The following is a 16,393-nucleotide window of genomic DNA, read 5'->3' as shown; positions in this document are numbered from 1 at the left end:
TTTCAAATGGAAACAATCCATGAGTGAGATGGATGATCTGGCAGCCTTCGCCGTGCTCATTGAGGCCGGCAGCTTTACCCTGGCGGCCGAGCAGTTGGGCTGCAGCAAAGGGCAGTTGTCCAAGCGCATCAGCCAGTTGGAAGCGCAGTTTTCAGTGGTATTGCTGCACCGCACTACCCGCAAGCTCAGCCTCACCGCCGCCGGCGCGGCGCTATTGCCCCAGGCCCAGGCCTTGGTACTGCAAGTGGACCGTGCCCGCCAGGCACTGGCCCGGCTCAAGGATGATCTGGCGGGGCCGGTACGCATGACGGTTCCGGTGTCGTTGGGCGAAACCTTCTTCGACGGCTTGCTGCTGGAGTTCTCCAAGCAATACCCGCAGGTGCAGATCGAACTCGAGCTCAACAACAACTACCGCGACCTGGCGCGGGATGGCTTTGACCTGGGAGTACGCTCGGGCGCGACCGAAAACGAGCGCCTGGTCGCCAAGCCCCTGCTGGCCTGGCATGAGATGACCTGCGCGAGCCCGGCCTACCTTGAGCAACATGGCGAACCACAGACACCTGCGGAGTTGGCCGGCCATACCTGTTTGCTCAACAGCCACTACAGTGGCCGTGAGGAATGGCTGTACCACCAGCAGCACGAACTCCTGCGGGTGCGGGTCAGCGGCACCTTTGCCTCCAACCACTACAACCTGTTGAAAAAGGCCGCGTTGGTCGGCGCCGGTATCGCGCGCCTGCCGTCCTACGTATTGCCGACGGAATTGGCTGACGGTCGATTGCGCTGGCTCCTTCGCGATTATCAGACGCGGAGCATGCCGATGTACTTGGTGCACCCGTATCAGGGCGGTTTGCCGCGTCGCACCCAGGTATTGGCCGATTACCTGGTGGATTGGTTCAAGCTCAGCGGCGAGGCGCTGGACCGGCTTTAGGCGTAGCGGCGGGCGATCAGGTGATCGATCGACAGGCGTCCCGGCCCTTTGGCCACCAGCAACAACAGCAGCGCGATCCAGGTGCCATGGGTCGGGTAGGCATCCGGGTAGACGAACAACTGGATCACCAGCGTCATCCCGATCAGGGCCAAGGCCGAAAAACGCGTAGCGAAGCCTACAAGGATCAGCACCGGGAAAAAGTGTTCGGCAAACGCGGCCATCGGCGCTGCCACTTCCGGCGATAACAACGGCACGTGGTATTCGCTGCGAAACAGCGGCAATGTCGAGGCGGCCAGCTTCGGTTCACCGAGTTGGAAGGTGCCGTTGATGAAGTCGATGGCAAAGCCTTCGACTTTGGTTTGCCCGGACTTCCAGAACACCGCGGCAATGGAGAAGCGCGCGAGACAGGCAATCAGGCTGTAGGGGATTTGCTCGAAAAGTGCGATGAGCCGCTTGATCAGGCACGAGGGGCGGGTGTTCATGGCGATACCTTTTGTTCTAGGTGCAAATGAGTGAGGGCGTTGTGGGCGATCAGCAGCGTCAGGCATTGGTGCAGGTCAAACTCGGCTGACGCGTCCAGCGCATGCTCCACGGCTTTTTCCAATGCATTGCCGCGGCCCAGGCTGTTGATGAAGGCCACTGAGCCGGGGTCGATGGCAAACACCTTGACCTCAAGCCCTTGGCGCACCACCAGCGCGCCCTGGGCATGCCAGGGATTCAGCGTGGCAAGGCCGCCCTCGGTCTGGTGCGCTGCCCATACCGCCACCACCGCATAAGGCGAATTCAGCGTGGCCAGCGACGGGTGCAGTTGCAGGCGCAGGGTTCCCAGGTTTGCCTGACCCTGTAGCGTCTGGAGCACGGTCTGCTGATCCAATGCCTGGCAGTCGGCCGCGTGATAGGCGCGGACTCGCAAGCGCTCCAACCGGGCAACATCGGCCAGGTACGGCACGCTTTGCGCGGGTTCGAAGCCGTGGATGAACTCGGCGAGCGTGTCGCCGTACTCACTCATCAACGGGCTGGTGGGCGGGTGCGCCTGGACATAGAGGCTGGCCATGGCGCGAAAAAACGCTTCGCCCACCAATTGCAGCGTAACCGGATAAGCCGTTGCCAACGCGTTGATCAATGAGCTGTGCACCGTGTTGCGATGCACCGAGAAACGGCTGGCCGGGTCGGCGCCATTGCTACTGAACAGGCCATCGGGGCAGGGCTGGTGCGGTGCCAGCAAGGCCGCGGAAAAATCATCATGAAGGCTCATGGACTCACCTGCGCCAGATGCCATTGGGCCTGTTGAGCCTCGGCCAGCAGCACGCTGAAGGCCGGCACCTGGTTGTCCCGCTCGATCAGCGTTGGCATCGGGCCGACTTGAGCCAGTACTTTTTCGTACAACTGCCACACGGCGTTATCGATCGGCGCGCCGTGGTCGTCGATCAGCAAGCGATCGCCGAGGCTGTCAGTGTCTTCAGCAAAACCGGCCAGGTGAATCTCACCGACGGCGTGCAACGGCAAGGCCTCAAGGTAAGAAAGCGGATTGCGCTGGTGATTGATGCAGGAAACGTAGACGTTGTTGACGTCCAGCAGCAAGCCACAGCCGGTACGTCGGATGACTTCACTGATGAAGTCCGTTTCGTCCAGGGTCGAGCGTTGGAATTGCAGGTAGGTTGACGGGTTCTCCAGCAGCATCGTCCGCTTGAGGCTGCTCTGTACCTGGTCAACGTGTTCGCACACCCGTTGCAGGGTGGCGTTGTCGTAGGCCAGCGGCAGCAGGTCATTGAGGAACACCGGGCCGTGGCTCGACCAGGCGAGGTGTTCGGAAAAAGAGTGGGGTTGATAACGTTCGATCAGCGTGGCCAGCCGCGCCAGGTGCTCCGGGTTCAGCGGGCCTTCGCCGCCGATGGACAGGCCCACACCGTGCAATGACAGCGGGTACTGCGCGCGGATCAACCCCAGGTAATGATGAAACGGGCCGCCGGCCACCATGTAGTTTTCGGCGTGCACTTCGAAAAAACCGATATCGGGTGAGGTCTCGAGCACTTCAACGAAGTGCTCATGCTTGAGCCCCAGCCCGGCCCGGCGTGGGAGGCCGGGCACCTGAGCCTGGGAGACGGCGTGCAGGGATGAAGGAGTCATCATCAGTACTCAGGTTTTGCGAGGGATCAGGATTTGGCGGTGAAGGCAGCTTCCTGGCCGAAACCGGTCGGCGAGGTGGAGCTTGGGGTCTTGAGGCAAGTGCCGGCAGGGACCAGTTTCCAGGCGTTGGCCTGGTCCTTGGTTTTCGAGGTGCCGGCGCAGGACGTGCCGGCGCCTGCGGCACAATCGTTCTTGCCGGCTTCGGCGACGCCAAAGCATTTCTGCATATCGTCGGCAGCGTGGGCGGTGGTGGTCAGGGCGGACAGGCTCAAGGCGGAACCGAGGGCCAGGACGAGGCTAGCGGCGGACAGTTTGGTGGTCATGGTGTATCTCCAGCAGTGGGTTGAGTTGGCGGGCTTGAGTGCCTGCTTGTACCACTAGAGACAGCACGACGGAATCCGTTACAAGCCCGTCGAAAATAATTTCAGGTTTTTTACGATTCAAGCGTCACACAAAGCAAACGTGGGAGCGGGCTGGTGTGGGAGCGTGGCTTGCCCGCGATAGCGGCACCTCGGTTTTTCAGTTGCACCGAGGTGATGCTATCGCGGGCAAGCCAGCTTCCACACAAGCCGCTCCCACCTGTTTGATCCGGTTCCTACAGCAACCTTCTCTTAACCGCCCAGGTACGCCTCGCGCACCTTAGGATCGGTCAGCAACTGCTCGCCAGTCCCTTGCATCACCACCCGGCCGTTTTCCAGCACATAGGCGCGGTCAGCGATCTTCAAGGCCTGGTTGGCATTCTGTTCCACCAGGAACACCGTCACACCGTCCTTGCGCAGTTGTTCGATGATGTCGAAGATCTGCTGGATGATGATCGGCGCCAGGCCCAGTGAAGGTTCGTCCAGCAGCAACAGCTTGGGCTTGCTCATCAGCGCACGGCCGATGGCGAGCATTTGCTGCTCACCGCCGGACATGGTGCCGCCGCGTTGGCTGAAGCGTTCCTTGAGCCTCGGGAACAGGTGCAGCACCTTGTCCATCTGCTCTTGGTAGTCGCCCTTGTCGGTGAAGAAACCGCCCATGGCCAGGTTCTCTTCCACGGTCAGGCGCGAGAACACGCGACGACCTTCCGGCACCACTGCAATGCTCTTGCGCATGATCTGCGACGACTGCTGGCCCACCAGTTCTTCACCCATGTAGCGGATGCTGCCGCTGTGGGCTTGCGGCGACCCGCACAGGGTCATCAGCAAGGTCGACTTGCCGGCACCGTTGGCGCCGATCAGCGTGACGATCTCGCCTTGGCGCACTTCCACGTTGACGCTGTGCAGGGCCTGGATCTTGCCGTAGAAAGTGGAAACGTTTTCGAATTGCAGCATTTTACGCTTCCCCCAAATAGGCTTTGATCACTTCAGGATTATCGCGGATCTGCTCCGGTGTCCCGTCGGCCAAGGGCGTGCCCTGGTTGATCACCACGATGTGGTCGGAAATGCTCATGACCAGTTTCATGTCGTGTTCGATCAACAGCACCGTGGCGTTGTTTTCCTCACGCAACACGCTGATCAGCGCCTTGAGGTCTTCGGTTTCCTTGGGGTTCAGGCCAGCGGCCGGTTCGTCGAGCATGAGGATGCGCGGGCGAGTCATCATGCAGCGGGCGATTTCCAGGCGACGTTGCTGACCATAGGCCAGGGTGCCGGCAGGGCGGTTGGCAAACTCGGTGAGGTTGACCTTGTCCAGCCAGTACTCCGCATATTCCATCGCCTCGCGCTCGCTCTTGCGGAACGCGGGGGTCTTGAACAGGCCGGCGAAGAAGTTGGTGTTCAAGTGACGGTGCTGGGCGATCAACAGGTTCTCGACCGCCGTCATGTCCTTGAACAACCGCACGTTCTGGAAGGTCCGTACTACGCCCTTGCGGGCGATTTCGTGACCGGCCAGGCCCTGGATCGGCTGGCCGTCCAGCAGGATGCTGCCACCGCTCGGCTTGTAGAAACCGGTGAGGCAGTTGAACACCGTGGTTTTGCCGGCGCCGTTGGGGCCGATCAGTGCCACGACTTGTTTCTCTTTCACGGTCAGGGCCACGCCATTGACCGCCAGCAGGCCGCCGAAGCGCATGCTCAGGTTTTCGACTTTCAGGATCTCGCGGCTCATTTGCGCAGCTCCATGTGTGGACGTTGCATGGGCAGCAGGCCTTGCGGGCGCCAGATCATCATCAGCACCATCATGGCGCCGAACATCAACATGCGGTATTCGCTGAACTCACGCATCATTTCCGGCAGCAGGATCATCACGATCGCGGCCAGGATTACGCCCAGTTGCGAGCCCATGCCACCCAGTACCACGATGGCGAGGATGATTGCCGACTCGATGAAGGTGAACGACTCGGGGGTCACCAGGCCTTGGCGGGCAGCGAAGAAGCTGCCGGCGAAACCGGCGAACGCAGCACCCAGGGTAAAGGCGGAGAGCTTGATGATGGTCGGGTTCAGGCCCAGCGCGCGGCAGGCGATTTCATCTTCGCGCAGCGCTTCCCACGCGCGACCGATCGGCATGCGTAGCAGACGATTGATCACGAACAGTGCCGCCAGTGCCAGCAACAGCGCCACCAGGTACAGGAACACCACTTTGCTCACCGGGTTGTAGTCGATCCCGAAGTACTCGTGGAAAGTCTGCATGCCTTCAGCGGCGGTGCGGTCGAACGACAGTCCGAAGAACGTTGGCTTGGGGATGCTACTGATACCGTTGGGGCCACCGGTGATGTCGGTGAGGTTACGCAGGAACAACCGGATGATTTCACCGAAGCCCAGGGTCACGATCGCCAGGTAGTCACCGCGCAAGCGCAGCACCGGGAAGCCCAGCAGGAAGCCGAACGTGGCCGCCGCCATACCCGCCAGCGGCAGGCAGATCCAGAAGCTCCAGCCCAGGTAATGCGAGAGCAGCGCGTAGGTGTAGGCACCCACGGCGTAGAAGCCCACATAACCCAGGTCGAGCAGGCCGGCCAGGCCCACCACGATGTTCAGGCCCAGGCCCAGCAACACGTAGATCAGGATCAGGGTGGCGATGTCGACCGCGCCGCGCGAGCCGAAGAACGGCCAGATCAGTGCGGCGATGATCAGGGCAATGATGATGTAGCGCTGTGTACGTGGCAGGGTCAGGAATTGGCTGACCTTGGGCGACACCAACGGGCCACGGTTGCTCTTGAACAGGGCACCGACCTGCTGGGTGAACAGCACGCGCAGGAACATCAGCACCGAGCACAGCGCGATGATGGTCAGGGTCACGGGACCGGTGCCATGCACTTCAAGGTTAATGCCGACAATGCTCAGCTTGAGGCCGAGTACCGGAAAGGCCACGGCCCAGACCAGCAGGGCGCTGAAAAACGCCGATTTAAGATATCTGCTCATACTTTCTCAACCTCCGGACGGCCCAGGATGCCGGTCGGACGGAACAACAGCACCAGAACCAACAGGCCGAACGCCACGACGTCCTTGTATTGGTCACCGAAGATATCGGCACCAAAGGCCTCGGCCACACCCAGCACCAGGCCGCCGAGCATGGCGCCCGGGATACTGCCGATGCCGCCCAATACCGCCGCGGTAAAGGCCTTGAGGCCTACCAGGAAACCGGCGTTGGGGTTGATCACGCCGTACTGCATGCTCAGCAGCACCGCGGCGACGGCCGCCAGTGCGGCGCCGATCACGAAGGTCAGGGCGATGATGTTGTTGGTGTTGATGCCCAACAGGTTGGCCATCTTGATGTCTTCGGCGCAGGCGCGGCAGGCGCGCCCCAGGCGGGATCGGGAGATGAACAGGGTCAGGCCGAGCATCGCCACCAGGGTGACGACGAAAACCAGAATCTGCATGTAGGAAATCAGGACTTCTTCCGCGCCACCCGGGCCGAAGGAGAAGCTCCCCGGGATCAGGTTAGGGATGGATTTATCCTTGGAATCCTGGGACAGCAATACGGTGTTCTGCAGGAAAATCGACATGCCGATAGCGGAAATCAGCGGGATCAGACGGTTGCTGCCACGCAAGGGACGGTAGGCAACCCGCTCGATACTGTAGCCATAGGCACTGGTCACGACGATCGATGCGAGGAACGCAGCGGTCATCAACAGCGGCAGAGAGTGGATACCCATCATGGCCAGCCCGGCAAGGGCGATAAAGGCCACGTAGGAACCAATCATGTACACCTCGCCATGGGCGAAGTTGATCATTCCAATGATGCCGTAAACCATTGTGTAGCCAATGGCTATCAAGGCATAGGTGCTGCCAATGGTCAGGCCATTAACCAGCTGTTGGAAAAAATGATAGATCTCAGGCATTACAGCGCTCCTAAAAACCCGATACGCATTTCACTGGTGGAGTCATGTTCCGGCCCCGTGCTGTGTTCTGTGAGCACATTTGCACAAAGCGTTTGCCAGCGAACCGCTGGTGACGGTTTTAAGATTTTCAGGTGAGCCAGCGCCCGGATCGCGGGTGTCAGGCCCATAAACCTCGTAAAACAAAGCCCACTGCTCTCACAGTGGGCTTGTTGACCAGTAACGCCTGGCTTACTGAGGGGAAACTTCGGTTTTTGGTTTACCGAAGTGCCATTCGTAGACCACGAATTTGAAGTCCTTCAGGTCGCCCTTGGCGTCGAAGCTCAGTTCGCCGGTAGGGGTCTTGAAGGTACCCGCGTGGATGGCGGCTGCCACTTTCGCGGTGTCTTCGGTCTTCGCAGCGGTAATACCGCCAGCGATCACTTCGATGGCCGAGTAGGCTGGGAACACGAACGGACCGGTTGGGTCCTGCTTGTTCTTGGCGAACTCTTCAACGATGGCTTTGTTGGCCGGGTCAGTGTCGAAGGATTTAGGCAGGGTCACCAGCAGGCCTTCGGAAGCGCCCTGGGCGATTTGCGAGATGGAGTCGTTGCCGACGCCCTCTGGACCCATGAACTTGGCGTTCAGGCCTTTTTCCTTGGCTTGGCGCAGGATCAGGCCCAGCTCAGGGTGGTAGCCGCCGTAGTAGACGAAGTCGACGTTGGCTTGCTTGAGTTTCTGGATGATCGAGGAGAAGTCTTTGTCGCCGGCGTTCAGGCCTTCGAATACGGCAACCTTGGTGCCTTTTTTCTCGAGGGTCTGTTTGACGGCGGTGGCGATGCCTTCACCGTATTGCTGTTTGTCGTGCAGGACGGCAACGATTTTAGGCTTCACGTGGTCGGCGATGTAGTTGCCGGCTGCTGGGCCTTGGGCGCTGTCCAGGCCGATGGTACGGAAGATCAGCTTGTAGCCACGTGCGGTGATTTCCGGGCTGGTGGCAGCCGGGGTAATCATGATCACGCCTTCGTCTTCATAAATGTCGGAGGCTGGCTGAGTGGAGCTGGAGCACAGGTGGCCGACCACGAACTTGACGCCGTCGTTGACCACTTTGTTGGCGACGGCAACGGCTTGTTTAGGATCGCAAGCGTCGTCGTATTCCTTGGCTTCAAGCAGCAATTTCTTGCCATCAACATCAACACCGCCCTTGGCGTTGATATCGGCGATGGCTTGCTTGGCACCCATGAATTGCATGTCACCGTATTGCGTCACTGGACCGGTCTTGGGCCCGGCGATGCCGATCTTGATGGTGTCGGCTGCGAACGAATGGCCGGCAACCCCAGCCAGGACCATAGCGGCAAACAGTTTGGAAATCTGCTTAGTAGCCTTATTCATAGTGCTCCACTCTTACTGTTGTATTTTTTATAGTTCTAGCGGCCTTGTGAGCTGCAGAACCGGATCAGATATCTCGGATATCCCCCCGGCAGTGCCCTGGCAACTGTACCGGTACAGTGTAGAGCGCCGGTTGATCGCTTGAAAAGCTGGCTGCTGGGGGCAAAACCCGGGTATGTCGCTTAAATGAAAGAAAAAGACAGAATTGCGGCGGGGTGATGCCAGAGTTTCGGGCAATCCTTGGCTTTCCTGACACTTTCTATCGGTAACTCATTTGCAACTGGGTTTTTCTGCTTGAGGCGTGACGCTATGATTGCGCCGATTTTTTCCCAAGGTGAACTCCCATGACGCAAGAACCTAGCACCCTCTATGCCAAGCTGCTCGGTGAAACCGCCGAAATTTCCTGGAAGGAGCTTGAGCCGTTCTTTGCCAAGGGTGCCCTATTGTGGGTCGACGCCGGTCTGGATTTGATCGAGGCCGCCGAGGGAATGGCCGAGGACAACCGCGACAAAGTCGCTGCCTGGCTGGCCGCGGGGACCCTGGGCGAGGTGTCTGCGACGCGGGCATTGGACCTGGTGGCGCGTGATCCGAGCCTGTGGGCGGTGGTGGTATCGCCGTGGATTCTGATCCAGGAAAGGGCGGCGTAGGAAAGCGCTGCACGAAAAAGGTGCGCATTTTTTGCCGTCGCAAGTGTGTAGCGGGGTAACTGCGGAAGCGGTGATGGCATCTTGCCGTAGAGAAAGGTCACAGACGAGGGTGACGCGCACGTCATGGGAACAGTTTGGCGGGCGGTCAAATGCTTGTGGGATTGTTTCGGGATGTGGCAAGGCTATCCGTTTTCGGGGCAATCCAGGCCGTCATCGCAGGCAAGCCCGTGCCCACAGTTGAAATGCATTCCACCTGTGGGCGCTCGCGTGCCTGCGAAGGGCGCAACTCGGTCAGGCTGTCTTGCCAGTATGGTTATTCAACGAGATGACCTTGGTCTTGCCGATCCGGTGACGGTAAATCTCGCGCAGGTACTTGATCGCCTTCTTCACGCAGTCCCGTGACAGGCGAATGTCATTGATCGACACGAACTTCTCTTTGTCGTTGATCAATTCGCGGTACTTCTTTTCATACATCGGCTTGATCGCGTACCAGTTGGTATCGAGGATCTTTGCCGGGTTCTCGAACTCGTTGAGCAGTTCGTCGATACGGTCTTCGTCGAAGTCCTCGTGGATGATGAAGTCCAGGATCGAGTTGTCCAGGGTGTCGTCAAAGCGGTAAGGGTTGCGTGCAAAGCAACGTTTGATAAACGCCACGATCAATGTGAGGAAGTCATCCGACAGGCACGGGCTCTTCGCGATCAGGGTGGTCAACGACAGGTTGGCCGAGGCGCCGATCACCAGCGCGTAGCGCTTGAGGGTGGTGTTGGGAAACAGGCTGTTGAGGTGGGTCTTGAGTCGGTTCAGGTCCATGTAGGACAGTTTGTAGTCCTTGGGCAACGACACGATGGACACCACCGACGAGCAGTTCTTGAAGAAGTGCAGGTCATGCAGTGCGGCCGCGTCGTAGCCGGAGTTCTTGTACTGCTCCAGGGAGGCCTTGTAGCGCTTGGATTCGATCGGCAACAGGCTGATGCCTTCGATGGCCTGGGTGACCTTGTTGAAGTGCGGCAGGTCGATGGAGCGGAAGAACAGGTCATCGATGTTCAGGCGCTGTGGTTCTTTCTCGAACACCTTGAATTTGTCGTTCGACGGTGCCGGCGTTTCCGGGACCACCGATTCTGCGTAGGCAATCGCCACCGGGCCGGCCAGGCTCATGAACAGGTCGTTGGCGTCCAGGCGGATGGTTTCGCCGATGTCGATACCGGCGCGACGGAAGTAGTTCTGGTCGTAGTCGGTGGTCACGGCCTGGGCGGTGAGGATGTTGAAGATCTGCTGCGAGATGTACTGGTTGGCGTGTTTTTCCATGGCATTGACGTCAATGTTCTGGATGTTGCCGTCATCGCTTTCTTCGGCATAACGCATGATGTCGTTGGAGATCAGCATCATCGCGTTCCACGGCCGGATGCGGCCCTTCACACTGGCTTCGCTGCTGTCTTCATTGGCGAAGTTGTACGAGAAATCCCATTCTTCCGAGAGGTATTTGCACAGCAGTCGTCCGGCATTGATGTGCAGTGCCTCGGACATTTCGCTGCGGTGGTCGGAGATATTCGGCAACACGCAAATGCCGCTGGTGAAGATCGGCTCGAACACAAAGGCGTGTCCGCTCTTGCTGTCGTGCTCGTCGGCTGGCTTGGTATCGAACGTCTTGTTCATGTACGAATGCTGCTGGGCCAGGCCGAATTCCGAGGCCATGCCCGAACCGGTGCCGCCGCCAGCGCTGAAGATCGAGAAGTAGAGGCGCGACTGGTTGGCCTTGATGCCACACGAGTCGATCAGGTACGAATGGATCATCTTCCAGTCGGGGCTGGAAAAGCGCTGGGTGTCTTTGTTGAGGATGATCTTGGCCAGGTACTGGCCGAGGATTGGCGCGTTACCGGCGCCACCGGCATGGACTTCCGACAGGTCCATGATTTTCATCTTGCTGTAGTCGCGCAGGAAGCCACTTTTCTCGCCTTTGCGCGAGAAACGGATGCGCCCGGCAATGTCCTTGTCCAAGTCACCGAGCATTACCAGCGGCTCTACCAGGAACACCGGTTTGCTGGCCTTGCCGCTGCCCAGGCGCAGGTTGTTACGGAGCCACTGGGCGGGGCTGTAGCCTTTGTCCTGAGACTTGTCTTCGTTGCTGAATTCGTTCAAGTAGAACTTGCGGGCGTTGTACACCAACTCTGCTACGTCCAGCGCGATGTTCGAACCGCAGCGGCCCAGGCCGATCAAGCACACCGAGGGAAATTCCTGCTCGTTGCGCGGATCGCTGTCACCTTCCAGGTGAGGCGGGCGCGGGAACACCATGTCGCGCAGGCCGTCGAGGTTGTCGAGGATGCGGTCGGTATTGGTTTCGGTGAAGTAAAGGTATTGCTGGGTGGCCAGCGGGCGAGGCGTGCTCAATGACTTTGAACCTGAGGGCTTGTCCGCAGGAGTTGGGAGCAACACGTCGGATACCACGGTGGCAGAATTATTTTTAGAAGTCATTGTGCGCCATGTGCCTGGGCGGATGGCTGAAGGGTATCAAGTGGCCATCACGGAATGGGAGTTCGCGACTTTACAGTGCGTCCTTGTCCTGGACGAGTGGGTTGAACCCCAGTGTTTTCGGGGCAAAACCTGGCCGGACTCTGATGAATCGGCCGTTCGTCGGCGTTCTTTAGGCAAATGATGGCGAAATGCCAAAGATTCGGCGTCAGCGAATTGGCCTGACGATCGACGTGGAGCCCCCTAGGCTTGGGGACGGCTTTTTCGGCGAGCTGCTGTCCTTGTTGCCCGTCGGGCTATGCGAGTCGAGTGGGTTGCGCATGCCGATACCCTGGATCACACCGATGATGTCGCTGAACGGCACCGCCGGGCTCAACAGGTAACCCTGGACGAAATCACAGCCATGCTTGAGCAGCAGCTCGAACTGGGCCTGGGTTTCCACGCCTTCGGTGACGACTTCGAGGTGCAGGGTATGGGCCATGCCGATAACCGCCTGGACAATCTCGATATCGGCGGTGGACTTGGGGATGTCCTGGATAAACGAGCGGTCGATCTTCAAGGTATTCAGGGGCAGGCGTTTCAGGTAGGCCAGGGACGAATAGCCGGTGCCAAAGTCGTCGATGGCCAGTGATACACCCAGCGCGCGGATTTGGCGCAACAGGGCCAGGGTGCTGCTGATATTGCCCATCAGCGCATTTTCGGTGACTTCCAGTTCCAGGCGGTTGGCGCCGATTCCGCTGAAGCGCAGGGCGTCTTCAATTTCATCCGCCAACTCGTCACGGGCCAGGTTCAGGGCCGAGCAGTTCACCGACATGGTCAGCCCGGTGTAGCCACGGTCAGACAGCAGGCTCAGGTCATGGCAGGCTTGGCGTAGCACCCAGTGGTCCAGTTCGGCAATCAGCCCGTTGCTCTCGGCGATGCCGATAAACCGGTCGGGTGCCAGCAACCCATGCTGAGGGTGTTGCCAGCGCACCAGAGCCTCCAGCCGTGTGACCTTGCCCTGTTTCATGTCAAAGATCGGTTGGTAGAACAGCACCAGTTGGTTGCGCGCGCGCAGGGCGCCGCGCAGTTCTTCTTCCAGTTGCAGTTCGAGGAAGGCGCGGGTTTTCAGGTTGGAGCTGAAGAAATTCAGGCTGTTACGCCCCGTGTCCTTGGACTGGTACAGCGCCAGGTCGGCGGTTTTCAGCAGCTCTTCGCAGGTCACGCCGTCATCGGGAAACAGGCTGATACCGATACTGGTGGTCATCACCATGCGCCGGCCGGCCAGTTCGATCGGTTCTTTCATTTGCTGCATGATGCGTTGGGCCAAGTGACGGGCTTCGTCGCGGTGATGGATGCTGATCAGGATGCAGAACTCGTCGCCGCCAAACCGTGCAACCACATCCGCATGGCTGCGTACCGAACCTTTTATATGCCCGGCCAAGGCGGTGAGCAACTGGTCGCCAGCGTCATGCCCGAGGCTGTCGTTGATACGTTTGAAATGGTCGATATCGAGGAAGATAACCGCCATCATCCTATTAGAGGCGGTTTTTTCGGCGAGTTTTTCAGCGAATATCTGGTTGAAGCCACGGCGATTAAGCAGGCTGGTGAGGGCGTCGTAATGGGCCACCTGTTGCAGGGAAGCACGCGCCTGGTCGAGTTCGCTGAGCAAGGCGTTGACACGGCGCAGGTCGCGTTCCTTGTGCTGGAGTTTCTTGTCGGCCAGGGCGGCGCTGATGCTGCTGCCGATGACCAGGAGCGTGATCGCCGCCACTGACAAGCCGAGTTGAATGGGGTTGTTATTCAACGGTAACGAGAGGTCAGCGCCGGTGGGGACAATTAATTGCATGGCGGCCATGCCGGTAAAGTGCATGGTCAGGATCCCCGCGCCCAGGACCAGGCTGGCGGCGTATTTGAGCAACTGGTGGAACACGCCGGTGCCGGCGCGCAAATAACTCGACAGCAGTAACGCGGCCAGGCTGGCACCCATGGCGATGCCCACCGACGCCAGGAACAATCCTGATTCGAAATACATCTGCGCCTGGGAACGCATGGCCGACATGCCCACGTAGTGCATCAGGGCGATGCCGATCCCCATCCAAATGGACGCAAGCAAATATTGGTGAAACCGCAGGTTCGAATGACTCAAGGTTTGCATTGCGAACAGCGAAGCGACCAAGGCAATGAGCAGTGATGCGAACGTCATCAACAGGTCGTAGTGAATCGCAATAGGCGCCTGGAACGCCAGCATGCTGATGAAGTGAGTGGACCAGATCCCGCCCGCCAGGCACCCGGCGCCGAGCCAGCGCCAGTGGCGACGCGCGGTAGGGTCCTCGACATGGCCGACACGTTCGGCCATGTCCAGCGTGCCGAAACCTGCCGCGCACGCGACCAGGTAGGCCAGCAGCACCAGAAAGGGGTTATGACTGCAGTTGAGTAATAAGTGCCCGCTCTCTGGAAGCTCGGTAAAAAAGTGCAGACCTAGCCATTCCATAGCATGTCCCGTCATAGCGTCACGTCACAGCCCTAGGCGATGACCTATGATGTCCAGTATAGAAGCGCGGGAGAATTCGCAAGCGGTAATGGCACTTTGCTTCTCTATGATTTTGGCATGCCGCCCATAGCGTTTGATGCTAAGCGCTGATGGGCAGGTCCAGCTCGAACGGTGGTTCCAGCGGCGCCAGGCCAAATGCTGCACGTGCTGCATCGCAATCGACATTCTGTACGCCCTGGTACCACGAAGACTCGAATTCACGGCACACGCTCGAGCGCTGCTCGTAGATTGTGCAGCGCGTGCCTTTGCCCACCTCACCCTCAAGGCTGCAGCAGCGCGCGGGTTTCTGGTCGGTGCCGATCATTGCCACGCGGGTAGGGTTGATCTGCACCACCAGGTCATCGGGCACCGTGCCCCCCGACGAGGCGCACTCACCCCAGAAGAAAGACACACGAAAGTGTGAACAGCAGGCACCGCAATTCAGACACGGACTGGCTTCGGACATGGGCGTCATCGATAAGAAAAAGTAAGGGGGGATGCTACGGAAGGCTCGCCATTCTATCCGTGCCATGGCCGTTGGGAAGGGGGGCGCGCACTTATATTTTTGTCGGCAAAGTCCCGTGCTGCCGGGTGAAATCATGCCCTATCAGCTTTACGAATCATTACAGACAAGCGTCGCCTGCCTGACTATGTTGCAGGTACCGGGCAGGATGCATCGGGCATCGCAGCTCTCATAACAATAAAAGAGACGGACCCATGCAGAACTCGACCCAAGCGGCGAATGCCTGGCGCATTCTGTTCCTGCTGTTCCTCGCCAATCTGTTCAACTTCTTCGATCGCACCATCCCGGCGATTATCATCGAGCCAATCCGCATGGAATGGCACCTGAGCGACTTTCAGCTCGGCATCATCGGCACTGCCTTTACCATCGTCTACGCCATTGCCGGCCTGCCCCTGGGGCGCCTGGCCGATACCGGCTCGCGCAGCAAACTGATGGGCTGGGGCTTGTTCGCCTGGAGCGGTCTGACGGCGGTAAACGGCATGGTCGGCAGTTTCTGGACGTTTTTGCTGGTGCGCATGGGCATCGGCATTGGCGAAGCCAGCTATGCGCCGGCCGCCAACTCGCTGATTGGCGACCTGTTCCCGGCGCACCGTCGCGCGCGCGCCATGGGGATTTTCATGCTGGGCCTGCCGTTGGGGTTGTTGCTGGCGTTCTTCACCATCGGCTGGATGGTCAAGGCGTTCGACAGTTGGCGCGCACCGTTCTTTATCGCGGCGGTGCCGGGGCTGATCCTGGCGGTGTTCATGTTCGCTATCAAGGAACCCAAGCGCGGCGCAGCGGAATCCGTGCAAGTCTCCCAGGAGCGCGTCGACCGCCCGATCCGGCGCGTGCTGGCAGTGCCGACTTTCTTGTGGCTGGTGCTGGCCGGGCTGTGTTTCAACTTCGCCACCTATGCCTGTAACTCGTTCCTGGTGCCGATGTTGCAGCGTTACTTCCTGATGCCGCTGCAAGAGGCGGCCGTCGCCACCGGTGTCATCGTCGGCATCACTGGCCTGGTCGGCCTGACCCTCGGTGGCTGGATCGCCGACAAGATCCATCAACGCGTCGCCAATGGCCGGCTGTTGTTCGCGGCGTTCAGCCTGATCATTTCCACCGTGACCACTGCCTGGGCATTGCACGCCGGGCGCATCGAGATCGGTGTGTTCGTGGCGCTGTTCAGTGTGGGCTGGTTGTTCGCCTATAACTTCTACACCTGCGTGTACACGGCGATCCAGGATGTGGTCGAGCCACGTCTGCGGGCCACGGCCATGGCACTGTTCTTCGCCGGCTTGTACTTGCTGGGCGGTGGCATGGGGCCGATCGTGGTGGGCGGCTTGTCCGATCATTTCGCCCACTCGGCGATGTATGCGGCGGGGGCCGAGCAGATGACCGAGGCCTACAAGGCGGTTGGGTTGCATGACGCCATGTACCTGATTCCGGTGGCGTTGTTCCTGACCATGCTGTTCCTGTTCCAGGCGTCGCGCAGTTTTGTGCGCGATGCCAAGCGGATGAAGGATGGGTTGGGGGTGGTTGAGGTGCCGGCTGCTGCGGCTACGGCTTGAAACCGAGGCGAACCTATTGCAGGCAAGCCAGC

At 59.5% G+C, this 16,393-nt stretch carries 15 protein-coding genes; 3 read left to right on the top strand and 12 right to left on the bottom strand.

The window, feature by feature from the left end:
• The first annotated feature begins 19 nt into the window (after nt 1–19).
• The gene (locus tag CQ002_RS03670) at nt 20–928 is read left to right on the top strand and encodes a LysR family transcriptional regulator (RefSeq protein ID WP_105161762.1); all 909 of its coding nucleotides are present in this window, start codon (nt 20–22) and stop codon (nt 926–928) included.
• Here CQ002_RS03670 and CQ002_RS03665 read toward each other — a convergent pair.
• From CQ002_RS03665 to CQ002_RS03625, 9 genes are all read right to left on the bottom strand, one after another.
• Nucleotides 925–1,410 (bottom strand): DoxX family protein, encoded by a 486-nt coding sequence (locus CQ002_RS03665; RefSeq protein ID WP_034103935.1) that lies wholly within the window; start codon nt 1,408–1,410, stop codon nt 925–927. The genes CQ002_RS03670 and CQ002_RS03665 overlap by 4 nt on opposite strands.
• Nucleotides 1,407–2,183, bottom strand: a complete 777-nt coding sequence (locus CQ002_RS03660) for a DUF2063 domain-containing protein (RefSeq protein ID WP_105161763.1) — start codon at nt 2,181–2,183, stop codon at nt 1,407–1,409. The genes CQ002_RS03665 and CQ002_RS03660 overlap by 4 nt, the downstream gene beginning before the upstream one ends.
• Nucleotides 2,180–3,058 carry a DUF692 domain-containing protein gene (locus CQ002_RS03655; RefSeq protein ID WP_105161764.1) on the bottom strand — a complete coding sequence of 293 codons (879 nt, stop codon included), beginning with the start codon at nt 3,056–3,058 and terminating at the stop codon, nt 2,180–2,182. The genes CQ002_RS03660 and CQ002_RS03655 overlap by 4 nt, the downstream gene beginning before the upstream one ends.
• Nucleotides 3,059–3,081: 23 nt before the next feature.
• On the bottom strand, nt 3,082–3,378 hold the full coding sequence (locus CQ002_RS03650) for a DUF2282 domain-containing protein (RefSeq protein WP_034103941.1): 297 nt from the start codon (nt 3,376–3,378) through the stop codon (nt 3,082–3,084).
• Between the two features lie 288 nt (nt 3,379–3,666).
• The gene (locus CQ002_RS03645; RefSeq protein WP_010212366.1) at nt 3,667–4,368 is read right to left on the bottom strand and encodes an ABC transporter ATP-binding protein; all 702 of its coding nucleotides are present in this window, start codon (nt 4,366–4,368) and stop codon (nt 3,667–3,669) included.
• A 1-nt stretch (nt 4,369) separates the two neighbouring features.
• Nucleotides 4,370–5,137: a high-affinity branched-chain amino acid ABC transporter ATP-binding protein LivG gene (gene livG, locus CQ002_RS03640; RefSeq protein ID WP_016975067.1), complete on the bottom strand. Its 768-nt coding sequence runs from the start codon at nt 5,135–5,137 to the stop codon at nt 4,370–4,372.
• A complete protein-coding gene (locus CQ002_RS03635) occupies nt 5,134–6,387 on the bottom strand; it encodes a high-affinity branched-chain amino acid ABC transporter permease LivM (RefSeq protein ID WP_010212364.1) in 1,254 nt (417 codons plus the stop codon). Before CQ002_RS03635 ends, livG begins: the two co-directional genes overlap by 4 nt.
• Nucleotides 6,384–7,307, bottom strand: a complete 924-nt coding sequence (gene livH, locus CQ002_RS03630; protein ID WP_003172375.1) for a high-affinity branched-chain amino acid ABC transporter permease LivH — start codon at nt 7,305–7,307, stop codon at nt 6,384–6,386. Before livH ends, CQ002_RS03635 begins: the two co-directional genes overlap by 4 nt.
• Before the next feature lie 228 nt (nt 7,308–7,535).
• Nucleotides 7,536–8,675, bottom strand: coding sequence for a branched-chain amino acid ABC transporter substrate-binding protein (locus CQ002_RS03625; protein WP_034103944.1), 1,140 nt, complete (start codon nt 8,673–8,675; stop codon nt 7,536–7,538).
• Between the two features lie 341 nt (nt 8,676–9,016).
• Here CQ002_RS03625 and CQ002_RS03620 point away from each other — a divergent pair, with 341 nt between their 5' ends.
• Complete coding sequence (locus tag CQ002_RS03620; RefSeq protein ID WP_034103946.1) at nt 9,017–9,319, top strand: DUF2288 domain-containing protein; 303 nt, start codon at nt 9,017–9,019, stop codon at nt 9,317–9,319.
• Between the two features lie 291 nt (nt 9,320–9,610).
• Here the strand turns inward: CQ002_RS03620 and CQ002_RS03615 are convergent, their stop codons facing one another.
• From CQ002_RS03615 to CQ002_RS03605, 3 genes are all read right to left on the bottom strand, one after another.
• Complete coding sequence (locus tag CQ002_RS03615) at nt 9,611–11,788, bottom strand: hypothetical protein (RefSeq protein ID WP_105161765.1); 2,178 nt, start codon at nt 11,786–11,788, stop codon at nt 9,611–9,613.
• A gap of 205 nt (nt 11,789–11,993) precedes the next feature.
• Complete coding sequence (locus CQ002_RS03610; protein WP_105161766.1) at nt 11,994–14,258, bottom strand: bifunctional diguanylate cyclase/phosphodiesterase; 2,265 nt, start codon at nt 14,256–14,258, stop codon at nt 11,994–11,996.
• A gap of 139 nt (nt 14,259–14,397) precedes the next feature.
• The gene (locus tag CQ002_RS03605) at nt 14,398–14,763 is read right to left on the bottom strand and encodes a YkgJ family cysteine cluster protein (protein WP_069022195.1); all 366 of its coding nucleotides are present in this window, start codon (nt 14,761–14,763) and stop codon (nt 14,398–14,400) included.
• A gap of 251 nt (nt 14,764–15,014) precedes the next feature.
• Between CQ002_RS03605 and CQ002_RS03595 the strand changes: the two genes are divergently transcribed.
• Nucleotides 15,015–16,361, top strand: coding sequence for an MFS transporter (locus CQ002_RS03595; RefSeq protein WP_034103954.1), 1,347 nt, complete (start codon nt 15,015–15,017; stop codon nt 16,359–16,361).
• The last annotated feature ends 32 nt before the right edge of the window (nt 16,362–16,393 follow it).

The sequence above is a fragment of the Pseudomonas sp. MYb13 genome, from assembly GCF_002980075.1.
Lineage (GTDB): Bacteria > Pseudomonadota > Gammaproteobacteria > Pseudomonadales > Pseudomonadaceae > Aquipseudomonas > Aquipseudomonas lurida.
This window is presented reverse-complemented; position numbering and strand designations above follow the sequence as displayed.